This window comes from Streptomyces sp. NPDC031365, assembly GCF_055569765.1.
In genome coordinates this window covers 39,443-58,842 of sequence record NZ_JBVIIM010000007.1, presented here as the reverse complement: position 1 = coordinate 58,842, position 19,400 = coordinate 39,443, and the positions used below count along the sequence as shown (strand labels likewise).

The window sequence follows — 19,400 nt, the reverse complement described above, 5'->3', positions numbered from 1 at the left end:
CGTGTTCTCGTGGTGGGCCGGTGCTATGCGTACGGACGGTTGCCGAGGTCGAAACTGGTGTTCGCCTCGTGGCGCACGAGGAGCTCGGTGAAGAGCCGGTCCTCGGTCTGCCGCGACAGCGGCTCGGGGGCGTGTCCCAGGCGTACGCAGATCCGGTGCAGGGCCGCGGTCAGCCAGGCCCGGTCGCGCAGGAAGGACTCCGGGCCATGGCCGTCGTGGCGCCAGATCTGCGCACAGGTGGAGGCCGCGAGCAGCAGGGCGTAGCGCTCGGCCAGTGCGAAGCTGCGCGGGCCCGACACGACGGTGCGCTCGCGCGGCCGCAGGCCGGCGCAGCCCGCCGCCAGGGCGTGGAACTCCGCGAGCAGGGCCCGGGCCAGGACGCCGAGCGGGTCGCCCGGCCCCCCGGACTCGTCGATCACTGCCTCGAGGGAGGCGATGACACCGCCGCCCAGGATGTCCCGGCCGCCGGCGGCGAGGGCGAGACGGTCGAAGCGCATCGCGGGCAGGGCGCCGTCGGGCGCGAACAGTGCGGGCGGCGGATCGCCGCCCGCGAGCCAGGAACGCCGGGCCAGCTGGTGCAGCTGAGGGACGAGGGTGGCCAGACAGGTGGTGGGTCCGGCGTGTCCCAGGCTGAGCACGGGAAGATCCCGCAGGTGCTTCTGGAAGATCCCGTACGTGCCCTCGCGCAGATAGTGGCGGGCGCCCAGGACGACGGCCAGGTCGTCGCAGGCCTCCAGCAGCAGGCGCGGCACCAGGTACTTGGTCGCGGCGGCGACCGGGCCGCACTCGTCGGGCAGCAGATGCAGGGCGCGGGTGGCCGTGGTCGCCAGACAGTCGGAGACCAGCAGATCGGCGAAAGCCCCCGTCAACTGCGCTCGGGCATGCGGCAGTTCAGCGACCGTCGACCCGTACATCCTGCGGTTCAACGCGAACCGCAGGGTGACGCGCAGCTGTGTGTCCAGCGTGCCGATGGCCATGCTCGGCAGGGCGGCGCGGGTCACCTGGAACGCGCGCAGCGCGGTCTCCAGGCCGGTGCCGGGCACCCCGACGGCACTGCTCGCGGGGACCGGACAGTCGCTGAACTCCAGGCCGCCCAGGCTGCAGCCGCGCACCCCGACGGTGGGGTAGCGCGGCAGCGAACGGACCCGGGGGCCGGCAAGCTCCGGGCGCTCGACGAGGAGCAGGGAGTGGCTCCGGCTGCCGGGGGCGTCCTCGGTACGCGCGAACAGCAGCAGGGCGTCGGCGCGGTCGGCGTTGTTCACCACTTCCTTGCGGCCGCTCAGGAGATAGTCGCCGCCCTGCCGTCGCGCCCGGAACTCCTGGCGGGAGAGATCGTTTCCGTGGGCCAGCTCATGGAAGCAGACCGCCGCCCTGCCGCCCCGTCCGAGTACGTCGGCGAGGCGCCGCTGCTGGTCCGGACCACCGGACGTCCACACATTGACGGCCGCCATGAACGACGTCACCCCGTACCCCAGCCCCAGGGCTCCGTCACGGCGGAACACCGAGCGCAGCGTGCGCGCCAGCCGCGGGATGTCGTGCAGCCGGCCACCGAGCCCGGCGGGCACGAACTCCTGGCCGAGACCGTACCGGTCCAGGATCCGCTCGCCGCCGTCCGGCAGCCGGCCCGCCTCGTCGGCGGCGACGACCGCCTCGAAACCGCAGGGGTTGTCACCGTCCCAGGGATCACCCAGCAGCTCCTCCAGATCAACGGCGGTGCTCACGGTCCCTCCTCACCTGATACGCGGACGGGGGCGGGCAGCAAGGACAGCACCGGGCCACCGGGAGCTCCTGCCGGCACCCCGGCGGACGCCGCCAGGCCGACCAGCCGGTCGAACACCTCGTCGGAGTCCGGATCGCCGCGGACCGACCCCGGACTGATCCGTTCCAGCAGCCGGTACAGACACGCCTCGAGCCACAGCCCGTCGTGCCACAGCGCCGCGTCCCGCGGGGCCGCCGCGGCGGCGACCCAGTCGTGGTTGTACGTCCACAGGCGCAGGGCCGCCACGGCCGCGTAACACGCCGCGTAGCGCTCGGCGAGTGCGAAGGCGTGCGCGGGCACGGCGACAGGAGAGGGCCGGTGGGCGGCGAGCTCCTCGTGCAGCGCGTGGGTCGCGGTGAGCAGCTCGGCCGCGAGGTTCGCCGTGCGCGGCGGCAGAGCGCTGACCTTCAGCATCGACGCGAGCCCCTGGACCATGCCACAGCCCCTCGTGGGGGCCAGCGTCAAACGAGCGGGGTCGAAGGCGGGCAGCGGCGCGGTCAGCGTGGCCGCGGTGACCGCACCGGACTCGTCCGCCGGCGCACGCCGGTAACCGCGCGTGAGCAGTCCGAACTGGTTCACCAGCGCGTGCAGATTGACCACGGTGCTGCCGTCGAAGAGCCCGACGATGCGATGGTCGCGCTCCACCTTCTGGAACAGGGCCTGGTCATGCGTCCCCTGCAGATAGGCCCGCGCACCCAGCAGCTTGCCGATACCAGTGACGGCCTCGCCGACCAGCGTGGGCACCAGGTACTTGACGACGGCCGAGGAGGTGGCCAGTTCTCCGGGGGACGTGTGGATCGCCCGGCACGCCACGACGGCGGCGGCCTCCGCGGCCAGCAGATCGGCGATCGACCTGCCGAGTGCGTGGCGCGCCTGCGGAAGCCGGTCCAGGGTGCGCCCGTAGAGACTGCGCCCGCCCAGGAAGCCGACCCCCAGGCGCAGTGTGTGGTCACCGGCACCCAGCGACAGCGAGGCACACAGCGTACGGGTGAGCTGGAGGCCTTTCAGGACGATCTCCAGGCCGGCACCGGGGGCGCCCACCACGGCGTCCGCCGGCACCTCGGCCCCGTCGAACGCGATACCGCTGATGTCCGCGCCCCGGATGCCGTGGGTGCGCACCCTGGGCAGGGTCCGGTAGCCTCCCGCGCCGTGTGCCAGGCGCCGCTTGTCGGCGAGCAGCAGCGTGTAGCCACGCGGGCCGCCCGCCGGGTCCGTACGGGCGAGGGTGCACACGACATCGGACCGGGTGGCGTTGTTGATCAGCCACTTCTCGCCGGTGAGGGCGTAACCGGTGGCGGTGGGACGGGCATCGACCTCTCCGGCCAGCAGATCGCTGCCGTGGGCGCGCTCCGTCAGCCCCCAGGCGACGACCCCGCCGTCCAGGATCAGCCCGGCCAGCTCCCGGGCCTGTCCGGGTTCCGCGCCCACCCAGGCCGACACCGCGCCCAGATACGTCTTGCCGTGGGCGACGGCCGCTGTGAGATCACGCCGGGCCACCGTCCGCATGATCGCGAAGGCCTCGTCGTAGCGCTCCAGACTCCCGCCGTACCGCGTGGGCACATACGTCGCCGGCAGACCCGCCGCGTCCAGCGCGGCGCACATCTCGACGGGGAACGCGTCCTGCTCGTCGAGCGCGGCGCACCGCGCGGGGGAGAAGACGCTGTCCGGGTCGCGCGGGTCGCCCAGGACCCGCTCCCACTGCTCGGCGAGGAGCCGCGTGCGGAACCCCGCGTACACGTCCACGGTGGTCATGACGCACTCACACCCTGGGCGCTGTCGGCGAGCGGGACGATCCCGCCGACGAGATACAGCGCGCGCATGGCGGACCGCTGGACCTTGCCGCTGGTCGTGCGCTCCACACCGCCGGGCCTGACCAGGAGCACCCGTAGGCCGCCGATTCCGTGACTCTGCCCCAGGCGCTGGGAGACCGAACGGGCCAGCAGCGTCAGCTCCTCCGCCGTCAGCCGCCCCGCCCGCACCTCCTGGACGACGACCACGTGCCGGCCGTCGGCGAACGCGGCGGCCTCGCCGGTGGCGAACGCGTGATGCACCGACTTCGACTCGGCCTCGATGTCCTGCGGGTGCAGATTGCGTCCGTTCACGATGAGCACGTCCTTGATCCGGCCGGTGACGAAGAGCTCGCCGTCGTGGACCGCCCCGAGGTCACCGGTGCGCAGATAGCCCGCGTCGCCATCCGCCGTGACCGCCCGGAACGTCTGCCGGGTCGCCTCCTCGCAGTTCCAGTAGCCGAGTCCGACGTTGCCGGCACGTGCCCAGATCTCCCCGACCCGCCCGTCCGGCACGGGTTGCGCCGTGTCCGGGTCGACGATCAGCACATCGAGGCCGGTGACCACACCACTGCTGACCAGCTCACGAGTGGCCGGCCCGTCGGACCCGTCGGAACTGTCGGGCGCGTTGGACCCGTCGGATCCGTCGGAACCGTCGGCGGCGGCCGCGGTCGGCGTGGCCGACACCACGAACCGCCCCTGCTCCAGATCCTCGACCAGCACCCGTTCGCTGAGCGGCGGCCGTCCTGGGCGGTCCCCGCAGACGATCAGGGTGGCCTCGGCCAGCCCGTAGCAGGGGAACATGGTCTCCGCCCGCAGCCCCGCCGGCCGCAGCCGCCGGGCGAAGGCGGCGACGGACTCGGCCCTGATCGGCTCGGCGCCGTTGACCGCGACGCGCCAGCGGGACAGGTCGACCCGGTCGATCTGCTCGTCGGTCACGCGCCGCACGCACAGGTCGTAGCCGAAGTTCGGTCCGCCGCTCATGTGGATGTCGTGCCGGTCGAGCATCTCCAGCCACAGATGCGGCCGCTTGAGGAAACTCATCGGCGACATGAACACGCTGCCGGCGCCGTGGAACAGCGGCTGCAGCAGCATCCCCATCAGGCCGAGGTCGTGATAGTGCGGGAGCCAGCCGCCGAAGCGGGTGCCGGCGCCGCTGCCGAGGGTGCTGCCGATCGCCTGCGCGTTGTGCAGCAGGTTGGTGTGGCTGATCATCACGCCCTTGGGGTCGCTCGTCGACCCCGAGGTGTACTGCAGCAGTGCGAGTTCGTCCGGCTGGACGACGAGGGGACGCAGGCCCGGATCGCCCAGCGGATCGCTGTCCGTCGCCACGCACCGCACGTCCAGACCCTCGTCGGCCACCCACTTCTCCACCTCCGCACGGCTCGCGGCGTCGGTGAGCACGAACGCGGCGCGCGTGTCACGGGCGATCGCGGTCAGCCGGCGCAGGTGCTGGGGCCGAGTCCCGGGCAGCGGCGACGGCACCGCGACGGCGCCCGCGTACCAGCAGCCGACCAGGCCCTTGGCGAACTCGAGCCCCGGCGGGTGCAGGAGCAGCACCCGCTCGCCGCGGGCACCACGCTCGATCAGCCAGGACGCGATCCGACGGGCGTCGTGGTCGAGCTGCGCATAGGTGAGGGACCGACCCGTGTCGGCCGCGGGGTCGCTCAGAAAAGTCAGCGCGACCCGGTCGCCCAGCTCGGCGGCGTGCCCGCCGACGACCTGGGCCAGGGACGAGGGATGTGATCGAAGGCCTGTCACTGGGCTCTCCCGTCAGGTCGGCTTGACCGGCACGGAGGCGAAGCGGCGCAGCGCCAGGCCGGGCTGGCGGACCGGATCGCCGGCGAGGCACACGGTGGGGAAGCGTTTGTAGAGGCGACCCAGGATCTCCTCCAGCTCCATGCGGGCCAGCGCCGCGCCCAGGCAGTAGTGCATTCCGAGCCCGAAGCTCAGCGGCCGGGTGCCGGTGCGCCGCAGATCGAGCCGGTCCGGCTCGGGGAAGTGCAGCGGGTCCCGGTTGGCGGCGCCGATGAGCGCCACCACGGAGGTGCCGGCCGCGATCGGTATGCCACCCAGGACGACGTCCTCCATGGCGATGCGCCGGGTCATCTGGATCGAGCCGTCGAAACGGGCCAGCTCCTCCGTCGCGGCGGCCAGCAGAGCGGGGTCCTCGCGCAGCAGCGCCAGTTCGTCGGGGTGGCGACCGAGCGCGACCACCGAGTTGCCGACCATGCCGGCCGTCGTCTCGAACCCGGCGGCGAAGAGGAAGCCCAGGGTGTCCAGCAGCTCCTCCTCGGTGAGCCGGTCCCCGTCGGAGTCGACGACGGCGATCAGCGCGGAGGCGAGGTCGTCCTTGGGTGAGCGGCGCCGGTCGGCGACCAGGGACTTGAAGTAGGTGCGAATGCTCGTGTAGGCGGCGTCGCCCTCGGCCAGCTCCTCGGGGGTGACCGCGATCTCGAACATCACGCCGCACTTGCGCACCCACGACTGGAAGGGCGGCAGATCCTCGTCGGGCACGCCGAGGAGCCTGGCCATGACCCGGATCGGCACGGGCAGCCCGATGGCCTCCTGCAGGTTGACGACGCCGTCGGCGCCGGCCTGCGCGGCCATGTCGTCGAGCAGCCGGTCGGTGAGATCGGCCACGAAGGGGCGCAGTTCCTCGATCCGCCGGGCGTTGAAGGCGTGGGACACCAGGCGGCGCAGCCGGGTGTGATCGGGCGGGTTGTTGCCGATCATCGTCGAGTACACGTGGAACATCAGCGGATGACTGCGCCAGTCCGGCTCGTTGGTGTCGAACCACTCCTCGTCGGCGACCCCGAACCGGTCGCTGAAGATGACTTCCCTGCAGGCGTCGTAGCCCGAGACGAAGCACGCGCCCAGCGCGCTGGGATAGACCGGTGCCGCCTGCCGGAGCCGGGCGTAGGCGGGGAAGGGATTCTCTTTGCCCTCAGGGGTGATGAGGTCGAACAGCGCCGCTTCCGCCGCCGCGTTCGCCTCCTCCGACAGCACGCTCTGCACCAGCGAGGGCGTGGACGTGGGGGTGTTCATCAGACGCTCCAGAATTCCTAGGCGGTGGGGAACGGGGACCGGGGTATCCAGGCGGGACTGGGCTCCTCGTTGTTGAGGCCCTTCTCCACGAACACGAGGTTGTGGTAGAAGTGCACGCCCACCGCGTGGTCGGCGGCGTAGGGCCGGGGACCGGAACCCTCGCTGCCGTACTCCTGGTGGTGGATCAGATCCACCAGCGACGTCATGAGCCCGAGGGTGGTGTCGGTGCTGCCGCAGGCGGCACCCGGCCTGCCGCCGTAGCCGGGCCAGTAGGACGTCTGCACGTCCTCGATCACATACAGACCCCCGTGGCGCACATACGGGAAGAGGGCGTTGAAGGACGTCCGCACGTGCTCGTTGATATGACTGCCGTCGTCTATCACGATGTCGAACGGCCCGTGCTCCTTCGCCAGGGCGACCAGCTGCTTTGGGTCGTTCTGGTCCCCCTGCAGCGTTCTGATCCGGGGGCCGAGCACCTCCGGCTTGCGGAACAGATCCAGGCCCAGCACGAGCCCCCGCCGGAAGTACTGCTCCCACATGTGCAGTGACGCCCCGCCGGAACCGTTGTCGGAGTAGCCGCCGACACCGATCTCGAGGATCCGCACCGGAGCGTCGCGCAGCGGACGGAAGTGCCGCTCGTAGTGGCGGGTGTACCAGTGCACCCCGCCCCACTTGTCGGAGCCGAAGCGGACCGCGAGGCCGCCCAGGTCACTCTCGACGGACGAGCCGGCGGCGAGCAGCGCGTCCAGGCCCTGCACCACGGGTCCCATCCGCCGCGCCAGGGCGGGAATGCCGCCGGGCTCGTCCGGCCAGGCGATCTCCACCTGCGGGGGACCGGGCCGCCGGCCACAGCGCGACCCGTACAACTGACGCAGAAGATCCGGCAGTTGATAGGTAACGCTGACGGACGTGCTGTCCGGGCGGCCGGGCGTGGCGACCATCCCGCGCCGGTCGACCCGGACGGTGTAGTTGGCGAACCGGCCGTCGTTGTGGAGACACAGGTGCAACTGCACCGGCTCCCACGGACCGGTCGGCTCATACCGTGCGACCAGCTCGTCGACGGCCACCGCCGCAGCCCGGTCGAAACCGACGGTGGCGACCGCTTCCAGCAGCTGCTCATCGCGCGCGCCTACCGCCAGGACAAGGGGTTCGACATCCCTCCACTGACCGGTGTCGACCATAAGCGTTACTCCCTCGGTTCTGCGGGATGAGGCGATACAGACGTGCCCGAGCCTCGCCCCGAGCGCTTAAGAACCTTTTGGGCCGCCCGCCGGACCCGGCCGAGATGCTTTAGCCCTCTCCTAGGCCGCGTTCCTAAGTTCCCGGATGTCAGATCCCGCGTCGCGGGAGGACACCCCCGACGGAGCGAACTCCTGACTCACCAAAGGAACTTGACGCCGTGAGACTCATTGCCTTCAGCGAAGTACTCCCGGGTGAACCGGTCACGAACCGCGACATGGCGCAGCGGTTCGGCCTGCACGAGAAGTGGCTCGACAGGATGACTGGCAACCGCAGCCGCCACTTCTGCGACCCGGCCAGTTCCGACGGTGTGCCGAAGAACACCGGCGACCTGGCCACGGCCGCCGGCGAGAGGGCGCTCGCCGCGGCCGGAGTCGCCCCGGCGACCATCGACTTCCTGATCCTCACCACCGGGTCGCCCGACCACCTGATGCCCGCCACCGTGAACACCGTCGCGGACCGTCTCGGCCTCAACGACCTGCCCACCTTCCAGCTGACGTCCGGCTGCGCCGGCGCCCTCACCGGCCTGTACACGGCCCAGGCGCTGCTGGCCGGCGGGCTGCGCCGCGGGCTGGTGATCGGCGCCGACTCGGTCGTGAAGCTGTGGCCCGCGGACCGCGACATCAAACGGATCAAGTCCGCGGAGCTCGCCAACTTCGCCCTGTTCGGCGACGGGGCCGGAGCGGCGGTGGTCGACGCCGACGACGCGGGCCCGGGCCTGGTCGTCGAACACATCCTGCTGCGTACCGTCGGAAAGGGGCGCGCCCCGGCCCAGCTAGTGCGCTGGTACGGAGCGGACGGCGCACCCATGGTGCCCGGGCCCGACGGCACCGAGGTCCGCGAGTCCATGGGCGAAGAGGACTACAAGGCCATCGAGCAGAACGTCCCCGGCCTGGCCTGCACGGTGCTGGAGGAGCTGGCTGCGACGGTCGGCTGTCGCACGAGCGACATCGAGCACGTCCTGCCGCCGCAGCTGAACGGCGTCATGGCGGAGAAGATCCGCCGGCGCATGGGGGTCGCCCCCGAGCAGGCCGTCTCCTGCGTCGCCGACACCGGCAACAACGGCAACGCCCTGCCGTTCATCCAGCTCAACCGCACCATGCAGCGCATCGGTGCCGGCACCGGCGTGGGCGGACGCGTCCTCGTCACCACCATCGAATCCTCCAAGTGGATCATCTCGGGGATGGCACTGCGCCACCAGCCGCAGGAGGCGGAGCGCGATGCTGCCTGACGGCACCGGAGCACCCCGACCCACCGACGGCACCGAAGCCCTACCCCCCGGCCCCGGGGCAACTCCCCTCCAGCAGTTGCGCGCGGTCAAGCGCGGCGGTCTCGCCGCCGGCGCGGCCGTGCTGCCCGGCCTGCTCACGCAGATCGGCGACCCTCTCGACCTGGAGGCGGCCGGCTCCCTGCTGTCGGGGGCACGCTCCCGCGAGCAGCTCGCCACCACCGGCCTGTTCAGGGAGCAGCGGATCGCCCTGCTCGGCAGTTGCACCCTGGACCCTGTCCCGCCCCTGCTGACCGCGGTCATGCTCGGCAACGGCCTGCTCCCCGAGATCCGCCTCGCCGGCTTCGACCAGTGGCGCCTGGAGATCCTCTCCGGAGCACCGACGCTCAAGGACCTGCGACCACGCATCGTCGCCTGCCTCCTCGACGACAACGCCGTCTTCGCACAGATCGAGGACCCGCTGGACATCGACGCCGTCGAGGCCCGCTGCGCCGCCTTCCCCGCCGAGCTGGGGGAGTGGACGCGGACCGTCCAGGAAGTACTCGGCGGACTCACCGTGCTGTGCACCGTGCAGCTGAGCCCGCTCCGTAGGGACCGCGTCATCGACTACCCCACCAAGGCCCGCCTCGAAGCGGCCTGGCAGCGGATGAACGCGGACGTCCTCGGCCTGGCCGTGCAGTACCCGAACACCGTCGTGCTGTCCGACGCCGCCCTAGCCGCCAGGGCCGGGACGACCTTCGGCAGCCACCGGATGCGGCACGCCGCGGCGCACACCTACGCGCCGGAGTTCCTGCACGCCTATGCAACGGAACTGGCCCGCATCGCCCGCGCCGACCTGGGCCTCGCCGCCAAGTGCCTGGTCCTGGACCTCGACAACACGCTGTGGGGCGGCGTCGTCGGCGACGACGGCATCGCAGGGCTGCGGCTCGGCGGGGCCTACCCCGGCTCGGCCCACCAGGAGCTCCAGGAACTCGCCCGAGACCTGGAGAAGCAGGGCGTCATGCTTGCCGTCGCCTCGAAGAACGACGACGACATCGCCCGCGAAACCATCGCCACGCACCCGGACATGGTCCTCACACCGCACTCGTTCGTGGCCGTACGGGCCAACTGGGACCCCAAGCCGGACAACGTGCGCGACCTGGCGGCCGAGCTCAACATCGATCCGGACGCGATGGTCTTCGTCGACGACAACCCGGTCGAGCGCGGCCTCATGCGGGAGCTGCTGCCGCAGGTCACGACCGTCGAACTACCGGCCGACCCCGCGGGGTACGCCGCCGCGGTGGCGCAGCGCGCAGACTTCAACCTGCTGCGGCTGACCAGCGAGGACCGCGAGCGTACTCAGCTGTACCGCGAACGCGGCCGGCGAGCACAACTGCAGAGCACGGCCGGCAGCCTCCAGGACTACCTGACGGCCCTCGACTCACAGCTGGCCATCGAACCGGCCGGCCCGCTCAACACCCCACGGATCGCCCAGCTCTTCAAGAAGACCAACCAGTTCAACCTCGCCGGCGTCCGCTACAGCGAGGAGGACATGGCCCGGCACACCGCCGCGGGCACCGCCGCCTTCTACGCCGCCCGGCTCACCGACCGGTTCGGCGACAACGGGCTGATCGCCGCGATCGCCCTCAGCCGGACCGACGACGCGTCCTGGTCGATCGACAACGTCGTCCTGAGCTGTCGGGTCTTCTCGCGCAACGTCGAGGAAGCGATCGTCGGCCTCGTCCTGCGGTCCGCCCGGGAACACTCCGCCACGGCCGTGCTGGGCACCTACGCACGAACGGCGAAGAACGCGAAGTTCGCCGGCTTCTACCCCGCCCAGGGCTTCCTGCCCGCCGCCGGGGACGACGCCGAGCCCCAGAGCTTCCGCCATGACCTGATGAACATCACCGACCTGCCCCCATGGATCCGGGTCGTCAACGACGAGGGAGCCTTCCATGTCCGCTGACCGGATCGTCGCCGACGTCGTCGAGCAGCTGCTCGACTGCGAGTTCGGCGAACTGACCGCCGACACCGCACTGCGCGACGTCGACGGCTGGGACTCGGTGAACCAGATGCGCGTACTCGTCTACCTGGAGCGCGCACTGGCCGCCGACCTCGACTACGACCGCTTCATGAACGCCGAGTCGATCGGGGACCTGTCGGGGCTCGTCTCCGACACCGTCAAGGGCGGCGAGGCGGCATGAGCACCGCGGCCCCCGTCGTCCGGCCGCTGCCCGCGGCCCGCCGCGGCACCTGGACCTTCCTGCACGGCGGGGCGCGCAGGACCTGCCACGTCCATCTCATGGCCGACGTCGACGCCACCCGCCTGAAGTCGGCGCGCGTCGACAGCGGCGGAAAACTCAGCTATGTGAGCCTCCTGGTCAAAGCGGCCGCCGACGTCGTGGCCGCCTACCCGCAGGCCCGCTCGATGCTCCAGGGCGGCTCGATGCGCCCCAGGATCGCCGTGCTCGACGACGTGGACGTGAAGGTGCTCTTCGACAAGACCGTGGACGGCGAGCGCTGCGTCGTCGCCGGCACGGTCCACGCGGCCCAGGACCTGTCGGCCCTCGACGTCCAGAACTCCATCGACGTCTACAAGGACGCCCCGGTCGACGCGTCGGGCCCGTTCGCCAAGGTCAAGCAGATGCAGCGGCTTCCGTTGCCGATCGCCCGGCTCGCCTACCGCGCGGCCATGGGCAACGCGGCCCGCCGCGCGGACATCCAGGGCACCTTCTCGGTCACCTCCGTGGGCCACGAACCGGTACGGGCGATCTTCCCGATGATCTCCGGAACGCTCGGGTTCGGCATCGGCCGCATCGCCGACGCGACGCTGGTACGCGACGGACAGATCCACGTCGCACCGCAGTTCACCCTCTCCCTCGCGTTCGACCACCGGGTCATCGACGGGGCCCTCGCCTCCGAAGTGCTCGCCCGCGTCAAGGACCGACTGGAAACCTGGGAGCTCTCGTGATGCTCACCGAAGCCAAGCAGTTCGTGGGGCTGCACGCACGGTTCATGGGCCTTAAGGCGGCCGAGGTCGACGCCGTGCTCCGTACGGTGGAACACCTCGACGGCGAGGGCCCGGGCAGCTGGGTCGGCGCGTGGTCCAAGGCCGCCGAACAGCATGTCCACGCCGGCCGGCCCAGGACCGCGTCCAACCTGTACAACCTCGCACGCTTCCCCCGCGCGGACTCGCCCGCCCGGCGGGAGGCCGGCGAGCTCGCGGCGCTCAGCCTGCACACCTGGCTGCTGCGGACCGGCGCGGGAGAGCGCCGCACCGCCACCGTCGACGGACACGACGTACCGTTCCTGTACAGCGCCGGCCCCCGCCCCGACGCACCACTGGTGATCATGATGGGCGGCATCGTCTCCCTCAAGGAGCAATGGGGAGGCTTCCTGCAGGCCGTGCCGCGCACCGGATCGGCCGTGGCCATCGTCGACTTCCCCGGGGTCGGGGAGAACGGCGTGCCGTACTCCCGCTCGGCGGGAAAGGTGTTCACCGCCGTCATGGACGCGGTCGCCGACTCCTGCGACGCGCACCGCACGCTCGCCGTCGCCCTCAGCTTCGGCGGACACCTCGCCCTGGTGCAGAGCCACGCCGACCCGCGGATCACCGGAGTCGTCACCGTCGGCGCCCCGCTCGCCACGTCCTTCACCGACCCGGCGGCCCTGGCGGCGATGCCCCGCATCACACGGGCCGCACTCAGCCACACCTCAGGCGTCGAACCGGGGTCACTGGACCAGCACCTGCGCGAGCTCGCCCTGACACCGGAGGAGATCGCCCGCCTCGACATCCCCGTGACGTACGTCGCCAGCCTGCGCGACGAGATCATCCCGCAGCACGACTGGCGCGAGGCGGCACGCGGCCACGACGGGTTCCGCGTCTACGCCTTCGACGACGTCCACGGCTCGCCCCAGCACCTGCGGGAGACCCGGGTCATCATCCTCGGCGAGCTGCTCCGGCACGGCGGCCGCACCCGGCCCGCACGGTTCGTCGAGCAGCTCGGCCGCAGGGTGCTGGGCATCTCCCGAATCCCCACAGCCCGCTCCCACCACCCGAGGTAGACCATGCACGCGGACCACGTGACTCCCGATCCCGACCGAGCCATAGCCGTCGTCGGCATGGCGGGCCGCTTCCCCGGCGCCCCGGACACCGACGGCCTGTGGGACCTGATGATGAACCGCGGCCACGCCATTCGGCCGGTACCGCCGGAGCGCTGGGACGCCACCGCCCAACTCGACCCGGAGAAGCAGATCCAGGCCGTCGGCGGATTCATCGACGACGTGCACCAGTTCGACCCCACCTTCTTCGGCATCTCACCGCGCGAGGTCGAGGACATCGACCCCCAGCAGCGGCTCCTGCTCGAGGCCGGCTGGAGCGCACTCGAGGACGCCGGCCTGCGGGCCGCCGACCTGAGAGGCTCACGGACCGGGGTCTACGTCGGTGCCCTGTGGCACGACTACGAACTCCTGCGCAAGGCCAACGGCGGCGGCGCGACCCAGCGCAGCGCCGTCGGCCAGGCCATCGACGTCATCGCCGCCCGCGTCTCCTACTTCCTGGAGTTCAACGGGCCCAGCCTCACGGTCGCGACTGGCTGCTCCTCCTCTCTCGTGGCACTCCACCTGGCAGCCCAGGCACTGAGGACCGGGGAGGTCGACGCCGCACTGGTGGGCGGGGTCAACCTCATCCTGCAGCCCGACGTGTCCATCGGCCTCACCCACTTCGGTGGCCTGTCCCCCGACGGCCGCTGCGCCGCGTTCGCCGCGTCCGCCAACGGCTTCGTCCGGGGCGAGGGCGTCGCCGCCGTCTACGTCAAGACCCTCGCCCGGGCACTGGAGGACGGCGACCGCATCCACGCCGTCGTCCTGGGCACCGCCGTCAACAACGACGGCGGAGGCGACAGCCTGGTCACCCCCCACTCGGCCGCACAGGAAGACCTGCTGCGCCGGGCATACGCCGACTCCGGCGTTCCCCTCGACCGGCTCGCGTACATAGAAGCGCATGGCACCGGCACCCGCCGCGGAGATCCCGTGGAAGCCGGCGCCATCGGCCGCGCCATCGGACAACGGCGCCACAGCGCCGGCCCGATCCCGGTCGGCTCGGTGAAAACCAACATCGGCCACCTGGAAGCAGCCTCGGGCCTGGCGGGCCTGTTCAAAGCAGTGCTCTCCCTGGAGCACCGCGTCGTCCCGCCGAGCCTGCACGCCGAAGAGCTCAGCCCGAAGATCCCCTTCGACGAGCTCAACGTGCGCGTGAACCGCGAGCCGCTGCCCCTCCCGAAGGAGGGTCCCCTCTACATGGGAGTCAACTCCTTCGGGTGGGGCGGCACCAACGCCCACATCGTCCTGATGAGTTCACCACACGCCGACGGACACCCCCGCCGGACACCCGACGACACCGCCCAGCCGGACAGCCCCGTCCTGGTCCCGCTGTCCGCCCACACCGACGACGCCCTGCACCGCCGCGCCGAAGACCTGCGCGACCTGCTCGCACACCGCGACGTACCGGCCGCGCAGCTCGCCGGCACCCTCGCCTGGCAGCGCGACAGCTTCCCCCGGCGAGCCGCCCTCATCGCCCAGGACGACACCGAGCTCAGCACCCTCCTCGACCGGTTCGTCACCGCCGAGGACGACGCCGACATCCCCGGCATCGTCACCGGCCGCGCCCGGGCCCGGGGCCGTACCGCCTTCGTCTTCCCCGGCCAGGGCTCGCAGTGGGCCGCGATGGGCCAGGAACTCTACGCGCGCAGCGACACTTTCGCGTCCGTCGTACGATGCTGCGCCAAGGCCCTCGAACCGCACGTCGACTGGGACCTGACGGACATCGTCTCGGGCCGGGCCGGCGACGCGTGGCTCAGCCGCATCGACATGCTGCAGCCCACCCTGTGGGCCGTGTCCGTGGGCATCGCCGAAATGTGGCGCGCGGCCGGAGTCGAACCCGATGTCGTCATCGGCCACAGCCAGGGCGAGGTCACCGCCGCCACCGTGGCGGGCATCCTCACCTACGAGGACGCCGCGCTGGTCATCGCCAGGCGCAGCGCGATCATCCGCAGGGTCACGGGCCGCGGCGGCATGCTCGCCGTCGACCTGAGCAGGGAGGCAGCGAAGAAGGCCCTCGAAGGCTTCGAGGACCTGATCTCGATCGCCGTCAACAACGGCCCCAACTCCTGCGTGCTGTCCGGCGACAACGCCACCCTTGAGGTACTCAAGGAGATCCTGGAGGCCGAAGGGACCTACTGCCGGCTCGTCAACGTCGACTACGCCTCGCACAGCCCGCAGATGGACGAGCTCACGGACGACCTCACCACGGCCCTCGCACCCGTCGCACCCCGCCCGGGCACCCTGGTACTGATGTCGACACTGCGCGTCAGGGACATCGAGGGCCCCGAGATGGACGGGACCTACTGGATCGACAACCTGCGCAACCCCGTCCTGTTCGCGGACGCCATGGGCCGGCTGTTCGACGACGGCGTCACCCACGTCGTCGAGATCAGCCCGCACCCCGTCCTCGCACCCGCCCTCGAACAGCTCGCACAACTGCACGACGACAAGCCGGTCGTCCTCACCTCGCTCCGCCGCGACGAGGGCACCCCGCGAGACCTCACCACCGCCTTCGCCCGCGCCTACGTCGCCGGCCTGGAACCCTTCGGCGGTCTGCCGCGCACCGCGTCGGCCCCGCTGCCCGGATACCCGTGGCAGCGCACCGCCTACAACCTCGGCACCGCCAAGCGCCGCGGCGGCATCCGCCAGGGCCTCGGCTTCGATCTGGTTCCCTCCGCGACGGAGCAGGACGCCTGGCAGGGCGACCTCGAACTGACCGCGGACAGCACACCGTGGCTGAAGGACCACCGCGTCGACGACGCCGTCGTGCTGCCGGGCGCCGCGATGCTGGCCCTCGCCGCCGACGCGGCCCGCAACCGGCACGGCCGGCTGCCCGGCTCGCTCGTCGACGTCGCCTTCCACCGGGACCTGACGCTCGGCGACGAACCCGCCCGGCTCTCCGTCCTGTGGCGCGACGACATCACCGAGGGCGGCAGCTTCACCCTGCTCTCCCTGCCCGAAGGCAGCGGGGAGTGGATCGAGCACGCCACCGCACGCGCACTGCAGCGCCCCGCCCCCGCCCCGACCCCGCAGACCGCGGCCTACCCGGCCGACCTGCACGCCGACCTCGACGAACAACCCGACAGCCACACCGCGTTCTACGCGGCGTGCGGCACGCGCGGCCTCCACTACGGGCCCGCGTTCCAGGGCGTGCGCCGACTGCGCACACAAGGCGACCGCGCCCTCGCGGACGTCCGGCTGAACGAACGCTGCCGGGCCGGCGCACCCCCGCACGGACTGCACCCCGCACTGTGGGACAGCGCGCTCCAGACCGTCCTCGCGCTCTGCCAGGACGAGCGGACCGTCGTCCCCACCGCGGTGGCCGCCGTGCACTGGTACGCCGATCCCGACCAGCCCGTCCTCGCGGTGCGGTCCCACGCCGTACGCCGCTCGGACCACCTCTTCGACCTCCAGGTCTTCACCGAGGACCGCGAACTGCTGCTGGTCCTGGAAGGCCTGCGGATGCAACCGCTGGCCGCGACCACCGCCGACCGCGACGACACCGAACGGGAGCACCGCCTGGTGTTCTGCGAGGAACCGCGCCCGGAGCCCCGGACCGCGCCGCAGTCATGGTTCGTGTGCGGGGAGGACGAAGCGGCACGGGAACTGGCCGACGCCCTGGCCGCCACAGGCGCCCCCGTCACCCTGGCCACCTCCGGCGCCGGCCCCGGGACCTGGGGCGAACAGCTGGCCGCCGCCGAAACGGCCACCGGAATCGTCGTGGCCGCTCCCCATGCCCGAACAGGCCTCGACGGGCAGCGCCGCACACTGACCGCCCTGCCCGCCCTCGTACGCCGCTGCACCGAACGCGGCGCCCCGCCCCGCCTCGTCGTGGTCACCGCCACCGCCCAGGCCGTGGTCACCGCAGACCGGCCCGACCCCGGAGCGGCCCTGTACTGGGGCTTCACCCGCGTCCTGCGGCGCGAGCACCCCGAACTGCGCCCGCTGCTGGTCGACCTCGACCCGAACGACACCGGATGGGCCACCGACTGCGTCGCCGAGATCCTCACCGCGGACGAGGAGGACCAGGTCGCCCTGCGCCGGGGACGCCGGCTGGTGGGACGACTGGTGTGCGGTGACGCGGAGTTCGGCGAACCGGCGGAACCGGCGCCCTGGCGCGCCTCGCACCGCCCGTTCCGCCTCCACGCCGGCCGGCCCGGATTCTGGGACTCCCTGGTCTACCGACCGCTCAACCGGCGCACGCCCGGACCCGGCGAGATCGAGATCGAAGTCACCGCCGCCGGCCTGAACTTCATCGATGTGATGAAGGCCATGGGCACCTACCCCGACCACTCGGGCGGCGCCTCGCTGCTCGGCGGGGAGTGCGCGGGCCGGGTCACCGCCGTCGGCACCGGCGTCACCGGCCACGCCGTCGGCGACCGCGTCGCGGCCTGCGCCATGGGCTCGATGGCCTCGCATCTCACGGTCCGCGCCGACCACGCCCAGACCATCCCCGACGGCATGGACGACACCGCCGCGGCGGGGCTGCCGCTGGCGATGGGCACGGCCTGGTACGGGCTCGTCGACCTCGGCAGGCTCGACGAGGGCGAGACGGTCCTGATCCACTCCGCCGCCGGCGGACTCGGCCTCGCGGCCGTCCAGGTCGCCCGGGCACGGGGCGCGCGGATCATCGCGACCGCCGGAACCACGGACAAGCGCCGCCACCTCCGGGACCTCGGCATCGAGCACGTCTTCGACTCCCGCGATCTGGCGTGGGCCGACGCGGTACGCGAGGCCACCGGCGGCCGGGGCGTCGACGTCGTCCTCAACTCCCTCACCGGCGCAGCCATCCCCCTGGGCCTCGACGTACTGGCCGAGGACGGCCGCTTCATCGAAGTCGGCAAGAAGGACATCTACGGAGCCAGGAACATCACCCTCGCCGCCTTCCGCAAGGGCATCTCCTTCGCGGCCGTGGACCTGGCGGGTCTCCTCGACCGGCGCCCCGGGCGCTTCGCCGCGATCCTCCACGCAGTGTGGCAGGAAGTGACCGCCGGCCGGATCGAGCCCCTGCCCGTCAGCGCGTACACCTTCGCCGACGCGCCCCAGGCCCTGCGCGACATGTCACACGGCAAGCACATCGGCAAGCTCGTCCTCACCGGCCCCAGCACGGTGTCGGCCGTCGTACCCGAGCCGATGCCGCAAGGACGCTTCCGCACCGACGCCACGTACCTGATCACCGGCGGACTCGGCGGACTCGGTCTCTCGCTCGCCGAATTCCTGGCCGCCCACGGCGCGGGCGCGCTCGCGCTGCTCGGCCGCTCCCGGCCCGGCGAAGCCGAGCGCATCCGGATCGAGCAGCTGCGGCACAACGGCGTACAGGTGCACAGCTACGCCTGCGACATCGCGGACCGGGCCCGCCTGGAGGCGACACTGCAGCAGGTGCGCGACGAACTGCCGCCCCTGCGCGGGGTGTTCCACGCCGCAGGCCTCCTCGACGACGCAACCGTCCTGAACGTGACGCCCGAACAGTTCGAGACGGTGCTCGCACCCAAGGTCGACGGCGCACGCCACCTCGACGACGCGACGACAGGCGACGCACTCGACCTGTTCGTGATGTTCTCCTCCGTCGCCTCGCTCATCGGCAACGTCGGGCAGGCCGCCTACGCCGCCGGCAACGCCTACATGGACACCCTCGCCGCGGCCCGCAGAAGCCGCGGACTGCCCGCGCTCGCCGTGCAGTGGGGCCCGTTCGCCGACATCGGCCTCGCGGCCGCCGACGACGTCCGCGGCGCTCGCCTGGGAGACCGGGGCATGAGCAGCTTCCCCGCCCAGGAGGCATGGGCCGCGCTCGCCAGGTTCCTCGGCCAGGACCGTCAGCTCGTCGGATACATGCCGCTCAACGCACGCCAGTGGTTCGACGCCTACCCGGAGACTGCCGCCCAGAAGACCTGGCAGGTACTGCGCCGGTCCGCCCAGGAAGGCGGCACCGGCGCCGCGACGGGCCACCAGTTCCGCTCCCTCCTGCTGGCCGCCGACGCGGGCGCACGCCAGGAACTCGTCGAGAACAAGGTGCAGCAGATCGCCGGCCACGTACTCCGCCTCGACCCCGCCGCGATCGACCGAGCCACACCGTTCAAAGCACTGGGCCTGGACTCCCTGATGAGCCTCGAGATGCGCAACCGCCTGGAATCCGCCTTCGGACTGAAGCTCTCCCCGACACTCCTGTGGACCTACGGCAGTTCTCGCGCCCTGGCCGGAGTACTCGGCGAGCGGCTGCTCCAGCCCGACACCTCCGCCTCCTGACCCCATCCGCTCGGTG

The 19,400-nt window shown here is 71.8% G+C and carries 11 protein-coding genes; 6 read left to right on the top strand and 5 right to left on the bottom strand.

Annotation, left to right across the window (positions count from 1 at the left end; genetic code table 11):
- Positions 1 to 23: 23 nt before the first annotated feature.
- The 5 genes from ACZ5C2_RS13300 to ACZ5C2_RS13280 are packed head-to-tail and all read right to left on the bottom strand — an operon-like array spanning position 24 to position 7,775.
- A complete protein-coding gene (locus ACZ5C2_RS13300; RefSeq protein ID WP_468789643.1) occupies positions 24 to 1,721 on the bottom strand; it encodes an acyl-CoA dehydrogenase in 1,698 nt (565 codons plus the stop codon).
- Positions 1,718 to 3,511, bottom strand: a complete 1,794-nt coding sequence (locus tag ACZ5C2_RS13295) for an acyl-CoA dehydrogenase family protein (protein ID WP_468789641.1) — start codon at positions 3,509 to 3,511, stop codon at positions 1,718 to 1,720. The genes ACZ5C2_RS13300 and ACZ5C2_RS13295 overlap by 4 nt, the downstream gene beginning before the upstream one ends.
- Positions 3,508 to 5,307, bottom strand: coding sequence for a fatty acyl-AMP ligase (locus tag ACZ5C2_RS13290; RefSeq protein WP_468789639.1), 1,800 nt, complete (start codon positions 5,305 to 5,307; stop codon positions 3,508 to 3,510). Before ACZ5C2_RS13290 ends, ACZ5C2_RS13295 begins: the two co-directional genes overlap by 4 nt.
- 12 nt (positions 5,308 to 5,319) lie before the next feature.
- A complete protein-coding gene (locus ACZ5C2_RS13285) occupies positions 5,320 to 6,594 on the bottom strand; it encodes a cytochrome P450 (protein ID WP_468789637.1) in 1,275 nt (424 codons plus the stop codon).
- Between the two features lie 17 nt (positions 6,595 to 6,611).
- Positions 6,612 to 7,775, bottom strand: a complete 1,164-nt coding sequence (locus tag ACZ5C2_RS13280; RefSeq protein WP_468789635.1) for a class I SAM-dependent methyltransferase — start codon at positions 7,773 to 7,775, stop codon at positions 6,612 to 6,614.
- Between the two features lie 218 nt (positions 7,776 to 7,993).
- On the opposite strand from ACZ5C2_RS13280, the gene ACZ5C2_RS13275 reads away from it, so the two are divergent.
- From ACZ5C2_RS13275 to ACZ5C2_RS13250, 6 genes are read left to right on the top strand one after another with little or no spacing between them, the layout of a single operon-like run.
- A complete protein-coding gene (locus ACZ5C2_RS13275) occupies positions 7,994 to 9,064 on the top strand; it encodes a 3-oxoacyl-ACP synthase III family protein (protein ID WP_468789633.1) in 1,071 nt (356 codons plus the stop codon).
- Entirely contained in the window at positions 9,054 to 11,006 is a 1,953-nt protein-coding gene (locus tag ACZ5C2_RS13270; RefSeq protein WP_468789631.1) for an HAD-IIIC family phosphatase, read from the top strand. The genes ACZ5C2_RS13275 and ACZ5C2_RS13270 overlap by 11 nt, the downstream gene beginning before the upstream one ends.
- A complete protein-coding gene (locus tag ACZ5C2_RS13265) occupies positions 10,996 to 11,244 on the top strand; it encodes an acyl carrier protein (RefSeq protein ID WP_468789629.1) in 249 nt (82 codons plus the stop codon). Before ACZ5C2_RS13270 ends, ACZ5C2_RS13265 begins: the two co-directional genes overlap by 11 nt.
- A complete protein-coding gene (locus tag ACZ5C2_RS13260) occupies positions 11,241 to 12,011 on the top strand; it encodes a 2-oxo acid dehydrogenase subunit E2 (RefSeq protein ID WP_468789627.1) in 771 nt (256 codons plus the stop codon). Before ACZ5C2_RS13265 ends, ACZ5C2_RS13260 begins: the two co-directional genes overlap by 4 nt.
- Positions 12,011 to 13,105, top strand: coding sequence for an alpha/beta hydrolase (locus ACZ5C2_RS13255; protein ID WP_468790144.1), 1,095 nt, complete (start codon positions 12,011 to 12,013; stop codon positions 13,103 to 13,105). The genes ACZ5C2_RS13260 and ACZ5C2_RS13255 overlap by 1 nt, the downstream gene beginning before the upstream one ends.
- A 3-nt stretch (positions 13,106 to 13,108) precedes the next feature.
- The gene (locus tag ACZ5C2_RS13250; RefSeq protein ID WP_468789625.1) at positions 13,109 to 19,384 is read left to right on the top strand and encodes a type I polyketide synthase; all 6,276 of its coding nucleotides are present in this window, start codon (positions 13,109 to 13,111) and stop codon (positions 19,382 to 19,384) included.
- The last annotated feature ends 16 nt before the right edge of the window (positions 19,385 to 19,400 follow it).